Genomic DNA, 16,707 nt, shown 5'->3' on the forward strand with positions numbered 1-16,707 from the left:
ACCCCGACGACGCCCACCACCCCCGACTCCGACGCGGACGCCGACGCCGATGCCGACGCGGATGCCGATGCCGACGGCGACGCGGATGCGGATGCCGACTCGGATGCCGATGCAGACGCTGACGCCGACTCTGATGCAGACGCCGACGCAGACGCCGACGCAGACGCCGATTCGGATGCCGACGCGGATGCCGACTCCGACTCGGATGCAGACGCAGATGCCGACTCCGATGCAGACGCTGACGCGGACGCCGATTCGGATGCCGACGCAGACGCCGACGCCGATTCGGACGCCGATGCCGATGCGGATGCCGACTCGGATGCGGACGCAGACGCCGACGCCGATGGCGACCACCTCCTCGACCCGGGCGACGGCCTCATCGGCCATGTCATCGACGACGTGAGCGGCGCGCTCGGCCTCGGCGGTGCGCTCACCCCCGTGACCAACGCGATCGACGGCGTGACCGACGTGGTCGACAACGTGCTGTCCCCGCTGCTCGGCAGCACCTTCACGCCCAACAACCCCAACGAGTTCGACCCGGTCGACAACACCGTCGCCGACGTCACTCACCTGGTGGGCGGCGCGCTGAGCCCGGCGCTCGACGGCCTGCTGGGTGCGGGCGCCACCAACCAGATCCTCGGCTCGCTGAACCAGCAGGTCGACTACCTGACCGACGCCGTGCACAACGGCCTGGAGAACCTCATCGGCGACCACGGCATCGTGACCGGCCTGACCGGCGCCCTGGGCCTCGGCGCGGTCACCGGCCAGCTGCTGGGCGATGACGGCGTCATCGGCGACGTGCTCGGCAACGTGCTGGGCGAAGGCAGCCTCGTGTCCGGCCTGCTCGACGACCAGGGCCTGGTCGGCGGCCTGCTCGGCCAGGACGGCCTGGTCGGCGGCCTGCTGGGCGACGACGGCGCCGTCGGCGGTTTGCTCGGCAACGTGCTGGGCAGCGACGGCCTCGTGGGCGGCCTGCTCGGCAGCACGGGCGCCGTTGGCGGCCTCACCGGCGGCCTGCTGGGTGAACAGGGCCTGCTGGGCGGCCTGCTCGGCGATGGCAGCGCGGTGGGTGGCCTGCTCGGTGACGACGGCCTTGTCGGCGGCCTGCTCGGCGAGGACGGCGCGCTCTCCAACCTGCTGGGCAGCGACGGCCTCACCGGCCAGCTGCTGGGCCACGGCGGCCTGGTCGACAGCCTGCTCGGCGAGCACGGCGTGGTGTCCGGCCTGATCACCGACAGCCCGCTCGGCGGCCTGCTCGGCGGCGACAACGGCCTGCTGGGCGGTGCCGTCGGCGGCCTGCTCGGTGACAACGGCGTGGTCGGCGGCCTGCTGGGCGACGACGGTGCGCTGGGCGGCCTGCTCAGCAACGACGGCCTGCTGGGTGGCCTGCTCGGCGACAACGGCCCGGTCGGCGGCCTCCTGGGCGGCGACGGCCTGCTCGGCGGTGTGCTCGGCGATGACGGCTTGCTGGGTGGCGTGCTCGGCAACGACGGGCTCCTGGGCGGCGTGGTCGGCGACAACGGCCTGGTTGGCGGCCTCCTGGGCGGCAACGGCCCGGTGGGCGGCCTGCTCGGCAACGACGGTCTCCTCGGCGGCCTGCTGGGCGACGGCGGCCTGGGCGGCGTGCTCGGCGCCGACGGCCTCGGCGGCGGGCTGCTCGGCTCTGACGGCCTGGTTGGCGGCCTGCTGGGCGACGACGGTCTGGTCGGTGGCGTGCTGGGCAACGACGGCCTGCTGGGTGGCGTGCTCGGCGGTGTGGTGGGCGGCATCGGCAACAGCGGCACGCCGGGCACCGGCGCGGCGCTGCTCGACCCGGTCGACAGCATTGTCGGCAGCGTGGCCAACGGCCTGAACCACGGCGTTCTCGGCGACCTGGGCCTGGGCGACGTGCTCGCGCCGGTGGTGGGCCTCACGGACAGCGTGACGGACACGGTCGACGGCCTGCTCGGACCGGTGCTCGGCACCTCCTTCAACTCGAACAGCCCCAACGTGCTCGACCCGGTCGATGGCGTGGTGAGCCAGGTGACCGACGGCGTCGGCGGCCTGCTGAGCCCGCTGGCCGACCAGGTGCTCGGCGCGGGCACGACGACCGCGGTGCTGAATGCCGTCGATACGCAAGTGGACTACCTCACGGACGGCGTGGCGAACCTGCTGAACGGCGGCGTGCTGGGTGGTGTGCTCGGCGGCGACGGTGGCCTGCTCGGCGGCGTGCTCGGTGGTGACGGTGGCCTGCTCGGCGGTGTGCTGGGTGACGACGGCCTGCTGGGCGGCGTGCTCGGCGGTGACGGTGGCCTGCTGGGCGGTGTGCTCGGCGGCGACGGTGGCCTGCTGGGCGGTGTGCTCGGCGGCGACGGCGGCCTGCTCGGCGGTGTGCTGGGTGACGACGGCCTGCTGGGTGGCGTGCTCGGCGGCGACGGTGGCCTGCTCGGCGGCGTGCTGGGCGACGACGGCCTGCTGGGCGGCGTGCTCGGCGGTGACGGTGGTCTGCTCGGCGGTGTGCTGGGTGACGACGGCCTGCTGGGTGGCGTGCTCGGCGGCGACGGTGGCCTGCTCGGCGGTGTGCTGGGCGACAACGGCGTCCTGGGTGGCGTCCTCGGCGGCAGCGAAGGCGGCCTGCTCGGCGGCGTGCTGGGCGACAACGGCGTGCTGGGTGGCGTGCTCGGCGGCAGCGAAGGCGGCCTGCTCGGCGGCGTGCTGGGCGACAACGGTGTCCTGGGTGGCGTGCTCGGCGGCAGCGAAGGCGGCCTGCTTGGTGGCGTGCTGGGCAGCGACGGCCTCGTGGGCGGTCTGCTCGGCGGCGGCAGCGGCTCGGACGGCCCGCTCGGCGGCGTCCTCGGCAACGACGGCCTGGTCGGCAGCCTGCTGGGCAACGACGGCCTCGTCGGCGGCCTGCTCGGTGGCCTGCTGGGCGGCAGCAACCCGGTGGCCAACATCCTGCAGCCGGCGACGAGCGCCGTCAGCGGCGTGACCGACACCGTCAGCTCCGTGGCCTCGAACGCCACGCACGCGGGTTCCGACGCAACGGCGCCGGTGACCGACATCCTGGCGGGCTCGTCGCATGCGGCCGCACCGGTGACCGATGTCGTCAGCAGCGTGGTGAACACCGTGGAGCACGCGGCCGCGCCGCTGGTGAACGACGTCGTGACGCCGATCACCAGCCTGGTCGAGCACAGCCCGGCCGGCAGCGCGCTGTCGCCGGTGACCAACATCCTTCACGGCCTGCTGGGCTGATCCACAAGAACAGCAGAAGGAGGGGTGGGGAGCGGAAGCACCAGGGACAGGCCGCCACCGGCCTGTCCCGCGAAAGGATTGGATATGAAAAAGAATTTCCGGATACTGGCCATCGTCGCACTCGGAGCCATCCTGGTCGGCTGCGCGGCCCCCAAGACCGGTCGCGACGACGCGACCTACTACTACTCGAACAAGGCCACCAGCGCGGTGCCGAGGGTGGAGCCCGCTGCGCCGCCGCCGGTGCAGAACGGCCCGGCGGGCGTCTCGAAGATCGTCTACTTCGACTTCGACAAGTACAACATCAAGCCCGAGTACATGAAGATCGTCGAGGCGCACGCGAGCTACATGCGCAACCGGACGTCGAGCCGGGTCGTCATCGAAGGCAACACCGACCAGCGCGGCGGCCGCGAATACAACCTGGCGCTGGGCCAGCGCCGTGCCGACGCCGTGCAGCGCGCGCTCACGCAACTGGGCGTGCCGGCCGAGCGCATCGAGGCCATCAGCTGGGGCACGGAAAAACCCGCGTCGCTCGCAACCACCGAGGAGGGCTATCAGCTCAATCGCCGCGCCGAATTCAGCTACCGCTGAAGCCGGTGCCACGCGATGACTTCGACGGCAGTTTCCGGTCCGCGCAAACGTCGAGGCATGGGCAGATGACGGGCGCGACCGGTTTCCCGCATTCGATCGGGGCCGCATGATGTCTTTCCAGGATCAGCTCCATGCCTGCCATGAACGCCTGGTGTCGGTGTGCGCGGCATTGCCCGCCCCGTACCCGGCGTTCACGCTGTTCTTCTCGGTCAGCGACGGTTCGCAGCGTGCCCACGTGGTGCATGCGCGCGCCGCCGACTTCGAGACGGCATGGCGCGAGGGCTCGGAGTCCGTCGGGCGCTGGGTGCGCGAGCGCGGCATCGTGTCGCCGTGGCTGCGCATCGACTGGGTCGAGGGCGCGAGCCCGATGGAGTGGGTGCAGTTCAAGACGCAGCTCACCGCGGTCAAGCGCAACTACTTCCGCCTCGGCCTGGCCTTCGACCAGGATTTCGAGCTTGCCTTCACCGAGCAGGAGCTCAACGCCAACGCCATGCTGTGCGGCGATTCGACCATCGCGCACTCGGTGGTGAATCCGCGCAACTTCGAGGTCTACGGCCTGGCCCGCTTCGAGCGCGCGCCGCCGCTGGACATGCCGGCCGAACATCCGGTCTACCTGCTCGCGATGGTGGGCGTGTTCTGCCAGCCCGACGGCGTGGTGCACAAGCTCGTCGGCACGGGGCTCGACGCGGGCCGGCGGCAGCTGCCGGCCCTCAACCCGCAATCGGTGCTCGACCTCGTGCGCAGCGGTTCGGCTTACCTCGCGCGGCAGGTGCAGAGCGACGGGCTGTTCGTGTACGGCTACTTCCCGTGCTTCGACCGGCGCATTCCGACCTACGACGCCATGCGCCACGCGAGCGCGGTCTACGCCATGCTCGAGGCATGGGAGCTCACGCGCGACGAGACCCTGCGCTCGGCCATCGACCGCGCGATCGACCACCTGACCAGCTGGCTGATCCGCGACTACACGCTGGCCGACGGCCGCGCCGCGGCCTTCCTGGTGGACACCGGCGGCGAGATCAAGCTGGGCGGCAACGCGGCCTGCGTGCTCGCACTCGTGAAGTACTGCGAGCTGATGGACACGCGCCACTGGCTGCCGCTCATCGACAAGCTCGCGCTCGGCATCGCGTCGCTGCAAGACCCGGAGACCGGCCGCTTCAACCACGTGCTGCATGCGACCGACCTCTCGGTCAAGCAGGCCTCGCGCATCATTTACTACGACGGCGAGGCGGTCTACGGCCTCATGCGCCTGTACAGCCTCACGCGCGACCCGCAGTGGCTGGCGGTGGTCGAGAAGGCCTTCGACTATTTCATCGCGGGCCAGCAATGGCAGTCGCACGACCACTGGCTGAGCTGCTGCGTCAACGAGCTCACGCACTGGAGCCCGCAGGAGAAGTACTTTCGCTTCGGCCTGCAGAACGTGGCGGGGTACCTGGACTTCGTGCTCGACCGCAAGACCACGTTTCCGACGCTGCTCGAACTCATGCTGGCCGCGCAGCAGATGCTGCAGCGGCTCGAGGGCATGCCCGCGATGCGGCACCTGCTCGACGAACTGGACACCGAGAAGTTCTACCGCGCGCTCGACTACCGCGCGCACTACCTGCTCAACGGCTTCTTCTGGCCCGAGATGGCGATGTACTTCCGCCGGCCGTCGACGGTGGTGGGGTCCTTCTTCATCCGGCACCACTCGTTCCGCGTGCGCATCGACGACGTGGAGCAGTACGTGTCGGGCTTCGCGGCCTATCACCGCTACCTGCTCGAGCGCCGCGCGCTGGCCGCCGCCAGCGGTACGGGCGGCGCCCCCGCCGGCAACGGCGCGCGCGACGACGGCCCGGCCTGGACCGCGAGCGAGATGGCCCGCGTCACCGGCGGCGAGTGGGTCGTCAAGCCCGAGGACGGCTGGCGCGCCAGCGGCGTGACGCAACGCTCCTTCATGCGCAAGGGCCGCGTGGTGTTCGACCACCAGACGCGCCCGTCGAAGACGCCGCTGGCGGCCGTCACGCTCAAGGGCGTGCTGCAGCCGGCCGCCGCGGTGCTGTGCACCGACCCCAAGCCGCACCTGGACAAGCGCGTGCCGGTGCTGAAGGTGCAGAACGTGCTGCAGTCCGTGCTGCTGCTGGGTGACCATGCGCGCTGCGAATTCACCGGCCGCGTGTGCGGCGTGCTCGGCAGCGGCGCGGGCAGCGGCACCGTCACCGCCATGCTGGCCGGCGCGCTCACCGTGTGGGGCGAGGTCGCGCAGCCCGAAGGCAACATCAGCCTGCCTTCGGGGCTCGCCTGGAACATGACCTGCATGCCGCGGCACGCGGCCTACTGGGTGATGGAGATGGGCGCGTCGCAGATGCCGGCATCCGCGCAGCTGGTGCGGCCCTCGCTCGTCGTCGTGACCGGGCTGTCGGCCGCGTCGCAGAAGCACCGCGGCCCTTCCGAAGCGGCCGCGCGGCTGGACAGCCGCATCTTCCAGTCGATGAACCCGGGCGACAGCGTGGTGCTGAACCGCGACATGCCCGAGTTCGCGACCTTCGCCGACGCGGCCATGACGCAGCAGCTGCAGATCGTGACCTACGGCGAGCACAAGGACGCCGACGTGCGCCTGCTCGCCTTCGACCACGGCGAGGTGCAGGCGCTGGTGGCGGGCGAGCCCTTCCAGCTGCGGCTCAACGCGCCGGGCCGGCACATGGGTGCGAGCGCCATCGCCGCGCTCGCCGCGCTGCAGGCGCTGCGCCTGCCGCTGGCCGCGGCGGTCGAGCCCTTTGCGCACTTCGAGCCGCCGGGCGGGCGCGGCGCGCTGCACACCATTCACATCGGCGGCGGCAGCTTCAAGCTGATCGACGAGACCTACGACGCCAACCCGAGCTCGATGCGGGCCGCACTGGAGATGCTGTCTCAGGCCCCCTGCGAGCCGGCGCGCCGCGTGGCGATCCTCGGCGACATGCAGGAGCTCGGCCCCGCCGCGCAGCGCCATCACCTCGACCTAGAGGCCGAGTTGCTGGCCTCGCAGCCCGATCGCGTGCTGCTGTGCGGCCCGCTGATGCGGGCACTGCACACGCGCATTCGCACCAAGGTGCGATCGCACTGGTTCGTCGATGTGTCCGACCTGTCCACCGCGCTCGGCGGCCTCGTGCAGCCGGGCGACTGGGTGCTGGCCAAGAGCTCGGCGGGCATCGGTCTTTCCCGGCTAGCCCGGGTCTTGAAAGCATTGCCATGAGATGGAACGCGTTATTGCATTCGCCCTACGAACATGAGGCAGCGGCAGCACCGCGGCGCTGGTGGCTGGGCTGGCTCCAGCTGCTGTGCGCCTGGGTGCTCTGCATGCTGTTGTGCGCCAACATCGCATTGGTGTTCGCAGAGGGTTTGCCCTATCAGGCGAAGGCCGTCAGGTCAGGGAGTCCGGCCGGTTGCGCGGTTACGGGAAGCGCCGCGCAACCGGGACCGGAGCAGTCCGTGAAAGCCGTTCCGTCGAAGGTGCGAATGCCTGTGTGCTGAGTCGCGTCGAGAGTGAATTTTTGCCTTGTAACAGCTGGGTAACAGTTGATAATGAGACAGGCGTCATTGCCCGACGGATCGGCTTTTTCCCATGATCAAGTTCCTCTTGCCCAGCCAGCTGGTTGCCGACACGCCAGACGAACCTGGTGCCAGTCCCTATGCGGGCGCGCTGCATGAAGCGTTTCGCGCGGCGTATCCGCTGGTCAAGGGCGCGGCGTGGCGCTCGCTCCCCATCAGCCTGTTCGGGCTGCTGCCTTCGATCTTCCTGCTGCAGGTGTACGACCGCGTGCTGTCGCGCAGCGGCACCTCGACGCTCGCCGCGCTGGTGAGCGGCATCTTCTTCTTCCTGTGCATCGAGTTCTGGTTGCGCACGCGGCGCTCGCGCCTGCTGCGCAACGCGGGCGCCATCATCGACCACGGCGTGTCGGGTGCCTTGCTGAACTCGATGCTGTCGCGCCCGCTGCGCGCGCTGGAGTCGCGGCCCGCTTCGTCGTGGCAGCTGTACTTCCGCGACGTGGGTTCGGTGCGCGGCACCGTCACCGGCGGCCTCGCGCAATCGATCTTCGACCTGCCCATGGCCATCTTCGCGCTGGTCGTGATCGGCATCGTCGCGCTGCCGGTGCTGCCGGTGGTGGCCGTGTTCCTGGCCATCATGTCTTTCCTGGCGTGGTGGTGGGCCGACGAAGTGCGCACCGGCCGTGTGGAAGAAGTGCAGCGCGGGCGCGGCCTGGACCGCATCACCTCCGAGATCTGCCATGCGCGCGAGACGCTGAAGACGCAGGCCAACGACGGTCCCACCATCGAGACGTGGCGCCAGGCCTACAACGCCTGGCTCACCGAGAGCTTCACCAAGAACGGCCAGATCGAAACCGCGCGCGACGGCACCACCGTGCTGCTGACCGTGTTCTCGGTCATCGTGGTCACGGTGGGTGCGGTGTCGGTGATGGAGCAATGGATGACGGTGGGCGGCCTGGTCGCCTCCAACATGCTGGCGCTCAAGGCGCTGCAGCCGGTGGCCGGCCTGGTGTCGAACTGGCGCTCGCTGGCCACCGCGAAGGAAGCCGCCAAGCGGCTCGAAACCGTGCTGCGCGAGCCGGTCGAGAAGCCGCCCACGGGCATGGAACTGCCGCAGCCGCTGGGCCGCGTCACGCTGCGCGACGTGAGCTTCAGCTTCACCGAGACGGCGCAGCAGCCGGTGCTGGAAAACGTCGACCTCGACATCGGCCCCGGCGGGCTGCACGTGATCGTCGGGCGCAACGGCGCGGGCAAGTCGACGCTGGTGAAGCTGGTGTCGGGCCTGTACACGCCCACGCGCGGCACCGTGAGCATCGGGGAATACGACCTCTCGCAGTTCGGCCGCGAAGAGCTGTCGCGCTGGATCAGCTATCTGTCGCAGGAGGTCTACTGGTTCGGCGGCGCGCTGGTCGACGTGATGCGGCGCGGCGCGCCGGGCCAGAGCGACGAGCAGATCGTCGCGGCCTGCAAGCTCTCCGGCGCGCATGACTTCATCTCGCGCCTGCCCGACGGCTACCGCACCGTGGTGGGCGAGGGCGGCACCGGCTTCTCAGTCGGCGAGCGGCGCAAGCTCGCGCTGGCCATGAGCTTCCTGCGCAAGCCGTCGGTGCTGGTGCTCGACGAGCCCAGCAACGACCTCGACTTCCAGAGCGAGCGCAACCTGCTCGCCACCATGCTCGCGGTGGCCAAGGTGCGCACCGTGGTGGTGGTCACGCACTCGCTGCGCATCGTTTCCGCGGCCACGGTGGTCTATCACGTGACCGGGCAGGGCAACGTGGAGCAGGGCTCCGCGGCGGTGATGGTGCCCAAGCTGTTCGGCGTGAAGAAGCCGCTGGTGGCGGTGGGCGACAGCGAAGACAGCGCGGGGGCCGCGGCCACCCGCTCCATGGCGTGAAGACGACAAGCGACGGGGGCCGCAAATTTTGAAATCAGATCTGCCGCAGATATTGCAGGACGAACAGGACAGGCGCGCGGCGCAGACGTCGCCGAAGGGACGGCGGCGGCAATGGATCATCGGCGGGGCGGTGGCGGTGCTGGCGCTGGTGGGCCTGGGCTTTCCCATGGAGACCGTGGTCGTCGCGCCTGGCCGTGTGATTCCTTCCGACCGCGTCAAGGCCATCCAGCACCTGGAGGGCGGCATCGTCAGCAGCGTGCTGGTCAAGGAAGGCGACAAGGTCAAGACGGGCCAGCCGTTGGTGGAGATCGACCTGGGCGGCAGCGGCCTGAACCTGGAAGAACTCACGGCGCGCTACGCGGCCACGCAGGCCACCCGCGTGCGCCTCATGGCCGAGAGCCGGGGCCAGCCGCTGCGCCGCGATTCCTTCGCCAAGGACATCGACGAGGGCGTGTTCGAAGGCGAGACCGGCGCCTACCAGGCGCGCGCACTGGAGCAGCGCGGCGTCATGGCGGGCGCGGTGTCGGGACTGGAGCAGGCACGCAGCAAGAAGCTGGAGCAGCAGGCCAAGGTCAAGGGCCTCGGGGACCGGCTCGCACTGATGCAGAAGGAACTCGAGATTTCCGAGCAGCTGCTCAGCGAGAAGCTGGTCGGCCAGGTCGAGGTGCTCGAGAAGCGGCGCCAGGTCGAGAGCGTGCGCAGCGAACTCGCGGTGGCGCGGCAGGGCGTGGTCTCGGCCGACGCCGCCATCACCGAGGCGCAGGCCAAGATGGCGGAGGCGGAGGGCCGCTTCCGCCGCCGCGCGTCGGACGAACTGGCCACCGTCGAGCGCCAGTTCGCGAGCCTGAGCGAAGACCTCGCGCGGGCCCGCACGCAGCGTTCGCGCACGGTGGTCAAGGCGCCGTCGGACGGCATCGTCAAGGGCCTGCGCAACTCCAGCCCCGGATGGGTGGTGAAGCCGGGCGAGTCGATTCTCGAAGTGGTGCCCGACGAGGACGAGATCATGGTCGAGGCGCGGCTCAACCCGAACGACCGCGGCTTCATCGAAGTGGGGCAGACGGCGCGCGTGAAGATCACCGCCTACGACTACCTGCGCTACGGCGCCGTCGACGGCAAGGTCAAGCTCGTGGCGGCCGACGCCGACCGCGACCCGGCCATCTCGAACGGCGCGCCCTACTACCGGCTGCTCATCAGCATGTCGCAGTCGCACGTGGGGCGCGACGAGAACCGCATCACCGCCGGCATGGAATCGGAAGTGGACCTGCGTGTCGGCACCGATCCGTTCATCTGGTACATCCTGCGACCCGTGCTCAAGCTGCGGCGCGAAGCCTTCCGCGAACCATGAGGAACGCCCCCTTGAACAGCCGGCGCCGCACAGGCACCGGCGTGGTGTGCGCGGCGCTGTGCGCCAGCTTCGCGCTGCCGCCCGCCGCCTTCGCGCAGGAACAGCAACAGCAGGAAGCGCTGCAGGAGCCGCCGCCGCCGCTCGTGCTCGCGCGCAGGCTGTCCGCGCCATCGCTCGGCGCGGCCAGCTATGCGCAGCAGGTGAAGCAGGCACTGGTCGCGCTGTCGCAGGAATACCCCGAAGTGCAGACGGCCCAGGCGGCCGCCAACACCAGCAGCTACAGCGTCGATGCCGCCAGGCAGGCGCGCTATCCGCGCTTCAAGATCGGTACGTCATCGGGCAACTACAACAGCGGCCTGGCCGGCGCCAGGACGGAGGGCTACACCGTGCTCACCGCCGAGGCCCGCATGAGCCTGCTCGACGGCGGCGCCATGAGCGCGGCGCAGCGCGCGGCCGAAGCCGGCAACCAGGCCGACGACGAGGCCGTCGTCACCACCTCGCAGAAGGTCGTGCTGGATGCGCTGACCGCCTACCTGCAGGTGCAGCGCTACGACCTCAAGAAGCAGATCGCGCACAAGGCCACCGAGGTGGTCGCCGAACTTTCCAAGGCCGAGGCCCGCCGCGTCGCGCTGGGGGTGACCGGCGACAACGACCTCAACATGGCGGCTTCGCGCCGCGCGCTCGTGGCCGCGCGCGAGTCCGACTTCCAGGCCCAGCGCGACGAGGCCATGGCCAAGTTCCGCAACTACTTCAAGTTCTCGCCCAACGTGGAGTCGCTGCCCGTGCTCGCCGCGCCGCCGCAATGGCGCATCGGCTCGCAGGAAGAGGCGCTGCGCCGCGCCGAGGCACGCAGCACCGAGATCGCCGAAGCCCAGGGCCGCATCGAACGCGCGCGCGCGCTGGCCGACCAGCAGGACGCGAGCCTCTACCCGACCCTCGACGCCGTGGTGGTGAAGAGCCGCGATCCGCGGGGCGTGTCGCCGCAGGACCCGACGCGCGCGGCCTTCGAGCTCAACTGGAACTTCGGCAACGGCTTCGACCGGCAGTTGCGGCTGAAGTCCGCGCTCGCCGAAGTCGCGAACCAGGAGGCCAAGCTCGACGGCGTGAAGCTCAACCTGTTCGAGCTCACCTCCGCCTCATGGGCGCGCACTGTGTCGGGCCGCGAGCGCGAGCGGCAGCTGATGGAAGCCGTGAGCACGTCGGGCCAGGCCTTCCGCGGCCGCCGCCGCCTCATGGAATTCGGTCGCGAGACCCTGCCCAAGGTGCTCGACGCGCAACTCGATTACTACACGCTGCTGTTCGACTACGTCGACGGCGTGTTCGACCTGCGCATCTCGGAGCTGCGCCTGGCGCGCACGACCGGCGAACTGCGCATCGACCCCGCGGGCACGAACAACTGGATCGACCGGCTCTTCGGCGCGCCGAGCCGGCCCGCCCTGACCGAGGACGGCCTGCTGGCCGCGCTGTGCATCTCGAGCAACACCGCCTGCGCGAGCGAGCCGGTGGTCGAGCGCGCCGCGGGCCCCGGGGGCGCGGGCTCGTCGCTGCGCAAGGCTCCGCGGCTGTCGATCCCCTGAGCGTCGGTGCCGGTCAGGCGTCTTCGGGAATGCCCGGTTCGCCGTCGAGGATCTGGTACTTGCGCATCTTCTCCCACAGCACCTTGCGGCTGATGCCCAGGTGCTGCGCGGTGTCCTGGCGCTTCCAGTCGTTGACCTCGAGCGCCGCGATGATGCGGTTGCGTTCGCTGCTGTTCCAGCCCTTGCGGTCGCTGCTGCCGTCGAGCCCGATCCCGCCGCCGCCGCCCGCGCCGTTGCGGTCCGCCGAGATCGTCGGTGTCGGCGTGCCGCGCGTCAGCGCAATCGCGCGCCGGATCAGGTTCTGGTCCCAGCTGTGCAGCTGCCGCGCGATCACGCCCACGCGCTCCGCAAGATTGCGCAACTGGCGCACATTGCCCGGGAAGTAGGTCTCGGCCACCGCGTCGCTCAGCCAGTGCGGCGTTTCGCCGAGCGTCTCCAGCTCGTCGCCCAGCACGTTGCTCAGCAGCGCCTTGAAGATCGCGATCTTGTCGACCTCGCCGCGTTCCTCGAGGCTGGGCACATGAAGCTCAATCACCGCAAGGCGGTAGAAAAGGTCGGCGCGGAACTCGCCGCTCGCCACCATCTCGCGCAGGTTGCGGTTCGTCGCCGCCACCAGGCGGAAGTCGACGCGGATCGGCGACGTCGCCCCGAGCCGCGTCACCGCGTTGTCTTCGAGCACGCGCAGCAGCTTGACCTGCTGGTAGCGCGGCAGGTCGCCGATTTCGTCGAGGAAAAGCGTGCCGCCCGTGGCCTGCTCGAAATAGCCGCGGTGCGCATGCACCGCGCCGGTGAAGGAGCCCTTCGTATGGCCGAAGAACAGCGACTCGAAAAGACCGTCGGGAATCGCGCCGCAGTTCACCGCCACGAAAGCGCCCTTGCTGTAGTGCTGGTGCCCAAGGTGCAACTGCTGCGCGATGCGCTCCTTGCCCACGCCGGTTTCGCCGCGCACCAGCACGCTGTGGTCGCAATCGGCGAAGGCGTTCACCTCGGCCAGCAGCGACTTCATCGCGTCGGAGTGCGCCACCAGCACATCGGGCGCCTGCGGCGCCACCTCGCGCGCGCGCAACTGCCGCACCAGCTTCGCGACCATCGTGCGCAGCTCGGCGCAGGTGAAGTCGTAGGGCAGCACGTGCAGGTACTCGGGCGGATAGGTGCGCGAGTCCCGCTCGCGCGAACCCGCCGCGACCCAGATCACCGGCATGCCCTGCAGCAGCTCCGTCGCATGCGCCAGCCCGCCGCCGTCGATGACGGTGACGCTGATGATCGCGACCGAGGGGCGCAGCGCCACCCCGCGTTCGGGTGCGGGCGGCGGCATCCCGTCAGCCCGGATCACCTCCACGTCGAAGCTCGCCATGCAACGCGCGATGCGGTCGAGGATGTCGGCTTTGCCCTCCCAGACAAAGAGGTCGAGTTCGTCGAAGTTGGGGGCGGTCATGAGAGCGAAAGCCTGAAGCGCGGCCGCGTGTTTGGAAGATGGATCACGTTAATACACCAACTGCGCGCCCGCTCGACACGACAGCCGGGCGCCGACCTGCGCGTTCGCGAGATCGATCCCTAACCCTTTCAGCAGGACGTCAGCGAGCGGATTGATGAGCGATGTCAGGAGCGGTGCGATCAGATTCTTGAGCAACGCGAAAACCGCCGTTGCTGCGGCATCCGTCGTCTGCAGGATGGAGCCCAGCAAGCCGGTTGAGCCGCTGGGCTTGTAAAGGTTGAGTTGCAGGCCATTGATGGTGTTGACCAGCAAGCCGCCGACGTTACCGGTGGCTGATGTCTGCAGATAAGTCTGTTCTGGCGCAGCCGTGTCGCTGACTTCCTTGAGAAGCCCGGGCGCGCTCGAATGGAACGCCAAGTTGGATGCACCGCCACTGATGGGATCTGAGTTCATGGAAAGTCCGACGCCTCCACCCCCGAATGCGGTTCTTTTGGCTTTGGTTTTGTCGGAAGTCCACGTTCCATCTGCTTGCTGGTATTCCTGAACTGCTAACAGACACACAATCCCAGCAGCAACCGTACAGGTCTTTCTAGATTGCACGGTGCCAATATCCACCAGCGCAATTGGATCCACAGTGGGCGCCGCAGACCACGACGCGAAAACTTTCGCTTTTGCATCAGCGGGGCTGCTTCCCATCGTGCCAATGCGCAATGTCGCAACCGTCGATTTGGATGCGGCCCAAAGCTTCTTGTCGCTATCGTTTGTGCAGTCGAAATCAGTGACATAGGCCGCTGCTGACGCGACATCGATGTTGACATCGATGCGCACTGGCAGAGGAAGCGGTGTGACATCCGAGATGACGGACTTTGGCGTTGTGTGGCAATTCAAGGAAATGACTGCGCAGTCGCCCGGAGGCGTGACATCGATGACCGTCGTCAAAATGGAGATCAAAGCGGAGCTGAGCTTGCTCAACGCGGTGGCCAAGCCGCTGATCAGACCTGTCAAAGTTTGGCCAGCATCGCCCAGGTTGACGGAGATCAGTGTTCGAATCTGGGCGGTACGAACATAGATCTGGTCTGGCCCTGTGGGATTGTTCTTGGCCAGCACCGGATTTCCCGTGGCCGAAACCTGCGGCGGCTCGATGACCTTGATGTTTGCCGTGACTGAAGCCAGGCCCGCCAAAGGAAGCGTCGTCGTCGCCACAGCGCCATTTTTTCCATTCGCTGCCTGCACCACACCCTGCAGCAACTGGAAAAGCTGGAGGTCGGTACTCAGGGCCGCCGCGCTGCTGCCGGTTTGCACGCCGAGCAAACTGCCTAGTTTCAAAAGTGGTTGCGCCGCCGCAGCGTTGGCGGTGAGCTTGACCAGATTGAGCGCATCGATCGCAGCCTGCGCCGTGTTCCCGTTCTGCTGCAAGGCATCGATCATGGCCTGGATCAGAGTGCCTACGGAGACGCTCGTGCCGAGCACCTGGTCGTACTTTCCGGCTCCGATCCCCAGGTTCACTCCCAGCTGGTCGATGTAGGTCAGCAGACGCACATTCGTGTTGAGCAGCCCGTTCCAGCCAGCCGCGTCGATGGTGAGAGCACCTCCCAGCATTCCGCCGAAGACCGAGTTGAGCAACGGCGATTGCGTGGAATCGACGCTCAGTAGCGTGGAGCGGATCGTCAGGTTCGCCTGCGGGGTTTGTTGGGCTGCCACCGCGTCCGCAGTGATCGTCGTCGCCTGGTTTCCCGGAATGCTTGGCAGCAGGAGCGGAGGGGCTCTGCTGATGGTGACGCGCACCGCATTGAGGTTCTGCCCGCTGTCCGGCGCGCCGAAGTGAGGTGCGGCTGGCTTGAGCACGGCATCCCAGCGGCCGCACACGATGTTTGCCGCACCGACTGGTGCCAGCCCGACCGGCATGTTCTGGGTGGCATTGGAAATTGCGGCAGTCGTCGCAGCGGCGCAATTGTTCACGCCCAGGTTCTGGGCGCCTGCCAAGGCTGCGAGATCGGCCGTCTTCTGAAGCTCCCGCTTCAGAAAGAACGTGTACCCCAGTTCCGTCCCTATCAGGGTAATGACGATGAGCGAGAGCGCAATCGCGGCGTTGATCACGACGGATCCAACTTGTCGTCGCGCTGCTGCCTGGCTAGGTAGACGCATGGCTTCCCTCACCAGGATTTGGCGGCCGTAGCCTTGCCGGAGAGGTTGGTGGGCAGCCAGCCTCCGGTGAAGGGAAGCGCCGGAAGCAAAGGATTGGCGCTGTACGGATAGCTCACGGTGATCACGACTTTTCCGGTCGAGATATTGACGCTGGGCAGCGGCACCTTCGACCGGATCCATGCTTCCTTCGAGGACGGGGTAGTCCCGGCGGCGACGGGCGTGATCGAGGAAAGAGAGAGCGACCGATAGATTGCTGACTGCACGTTCGACCTGAGCGCATCGTCTGCGGCGTTCGTCTGCGAGAACTGGACGGCTCGCGCGCCGTCTTCTGCTGCGCGAGAGATCACCTGCTGCACGTACAGCACGCCGCCGAACGTGACGACTCCATACACGGCCAGAAACAGCACGCTGAAAACCAGCGCGAACTCGATGGCGGCGACCCCGCGTTGCCGCGCGCCGTTCTGTTCCACTGCACGACGAGATGGGCGCAGTTTCACAACGATCTCCCGTCAAGCAGCATGCTGGCTTTGCCTCTTATCTGATCCGGTAACGCAAAGCTCGGAAACGGCGGGAGAAGTTGCTGGATGCCGTTGACGGTCACGGTCACGACCATCTGGCAGCGCTGCGTCCAGGCAGGGCCGCAAACTGGCGTCTTGAGGCAGTCGTCTTCGCCAGCCATGCATACGGTGGCCTGGACGCTCAGGTTGCTTTTCAAGGCGGTGGGCAACCAGGACGCTCGCTGCGTAGCGACGTTGCCTGCCTCTGTTTTCTTTGCATCGAGGCTGATCTGATATCTCAGCCCGGCCCTTGCGCCTTCCTCCGCCGCGTTCTGCAAGCCCATCCGCGCGGCCAGCAGGAAGCCGTAGCAAATGGCGGCGTAAAGCAAGAAGAAGACGATGAGAAACACGAACGCGAACTCGACCGCATAGACGCCGCTTTGGCGGCGCCGGTTCTTTGCGAGCGTGCGTGAGTGGTGCATCGTGGTTGCGGTGCT

General features: G+C 68.4%; 10 protein-coding genes. 6 read left to right on the top strand and 4 right to left on the bottom strand.

Features of this window, described 5'->3' with window-relative positions; all coding sequences use genetic code 11:
- The 6 genes from AC1RVW_RS26080 to AC1RVW_RS26105 all read left to right on the top strand — a co-directional run.
- On the top strand, nucleotides 1-3,231 hold a 3,231-nt coding region (locus AC1RVW_RS26080; protein WP_493203484.1), incomplete at its 5' end, for a hypothetical protein.
- Nucleotides 3,232-3,315: 84 nt separating this feature from the next.
- Nucleotides 3,316-3,819: a peptidoglycan-associated lipoprotein Pal gene (gene pal / locus AC1RVW_RS26085; RefSeq protein ID WP_106936825.1), complete on the top strand. Its 504-nt coding sequence runs from the start codon at nucleotides 3,316-3,318 to the stop codon at nucleotides 3,817-3,819.
- A gap of 106 nt (nucleotides 3,820-3,925) precedes the next feature.
- Entirely contained in the window at nucleotides 3,926-7,024 is a 3,099-nt protein-coding gene (locus AC1RVW_RS26090) for a glutamate ligase domain-containing protein (RefSeq protein WP_493203486.1), read from the top strand.
- Between the two features lie 369 nt (nucleotides 7,025-7,393).
- Nucleotides 7,394-9,211 carry a peptidase domain-containing ABC transporter gene (locus tag AC1RVW_RS26095; protein WP_081270810.1) on the top strand — a complete coding sequence of 606 codons (1,818 nt, stop codon included), beginning with the start codon at nucleotides 7,394-7,396 and terminating at the stop codon, nucleotides 9,209-9,211.
- Nucleotides 9,212-9,239: 28 nt separating this feature from the next.
- On the top strand, nucleotides 9,240-10,556 hold the full coding sequence (locus tag AC1RVW_RS26100; RefSeq protein ID WP_081270811.1) for an HlyD family type I secretion periplasmic adaptor subunit: 1,317 nt from the start codon (nucleotides 9,240-9,242) through the stop codon (nucleotides 10,554-10,556).
- Nucleotides 10,557-10,567: 11 nt separating this feature from the next.
- On the top strand, nucleotides 10,568-12,133 hold the full coding sequence (locus AC1RVW_RS26105) for a TolC family protein (RefSeq protein ID WP_253820010.1): 1,566 nt from the start codon (nucleotides 10,568-10,570) through the stop codon (nucleotides 12,131-12,133).
- Nucleotides 12,134-12,146: 13 nt separating this feature from the next.
- Here the strand turns inward: AC1RVW_RS26105 and AC1RVW_RS26110 are convergent, their stop codons facing one another.
- Genes AC1RVW_RS26110 through AC1RVW_RS26125 form a run of 4 tightly spaced genes read right to left on the bottom strand, consistent with a single transcriptional unit; the run spans nucleotide 12,147 to nucleotide 16,692 of the window.
- Nucleotides 12,147-13,568, bottom strand: a complete 1,422-nt coding sequence (locus AC1RVW_RS26110; protein ID WP_493203489.1) for a sigma 54-interacting transcriptional regulator — start codon at nucleotides 13,566-13,568, stop codon at nucleotides 12,147-12,149.
- Between the two features lie 48 nt (nucleotides 13,569-13,616).
- Complete coding sequence (locus AC1RVW_RS26115) at nucleotides 13,617-15,665, bottom strand: TadG family pilus assembly protein (protein ID WP_493203490.1); 2,049 nt, start codon at nucleotides 15,663-15,665, stop codon at nucleotides 13,617-13,619.
- Nucleotides 15,666-15,721: 56 nt separating this feature from the next.
- Complete coding sequence (locus tag AC1RVW_RS26120) at nucleotides 15,722-16,210, bottom strand: TadE/TadG family type IV pilus assembly protein (protein ID WP_493203492.1); 489 nt, start codon at nucleotides 16,208-16,210, stop codon at nucleotides 15,722-15,724.
- Nucleotides 16,207-16,692 carry a TadE/TadG family type IV pilus assembly protein gene (locus AC1RVW_RS26125; protein WP_493203494.1) on the bottom strand — a complete coding sequence of 162 codons (486 nt, stop codon included), beginning with the start codon at nucleotides 16,690-16,692 and terminating at the stop codon, nucleotides 16,207-16,209. The genes AC1RVW_RS26120 and AC1RVW_RS26125 overlap by 4 nt, the downstream gene beginning before the upstream one ends.
- Between the last annotated feature and the right edge of the window lie 15 nt (nucleotides 16,693-16,707).

Source organism: Variovorax sp. MPBD4-3 (assembly GCF_058809745.1).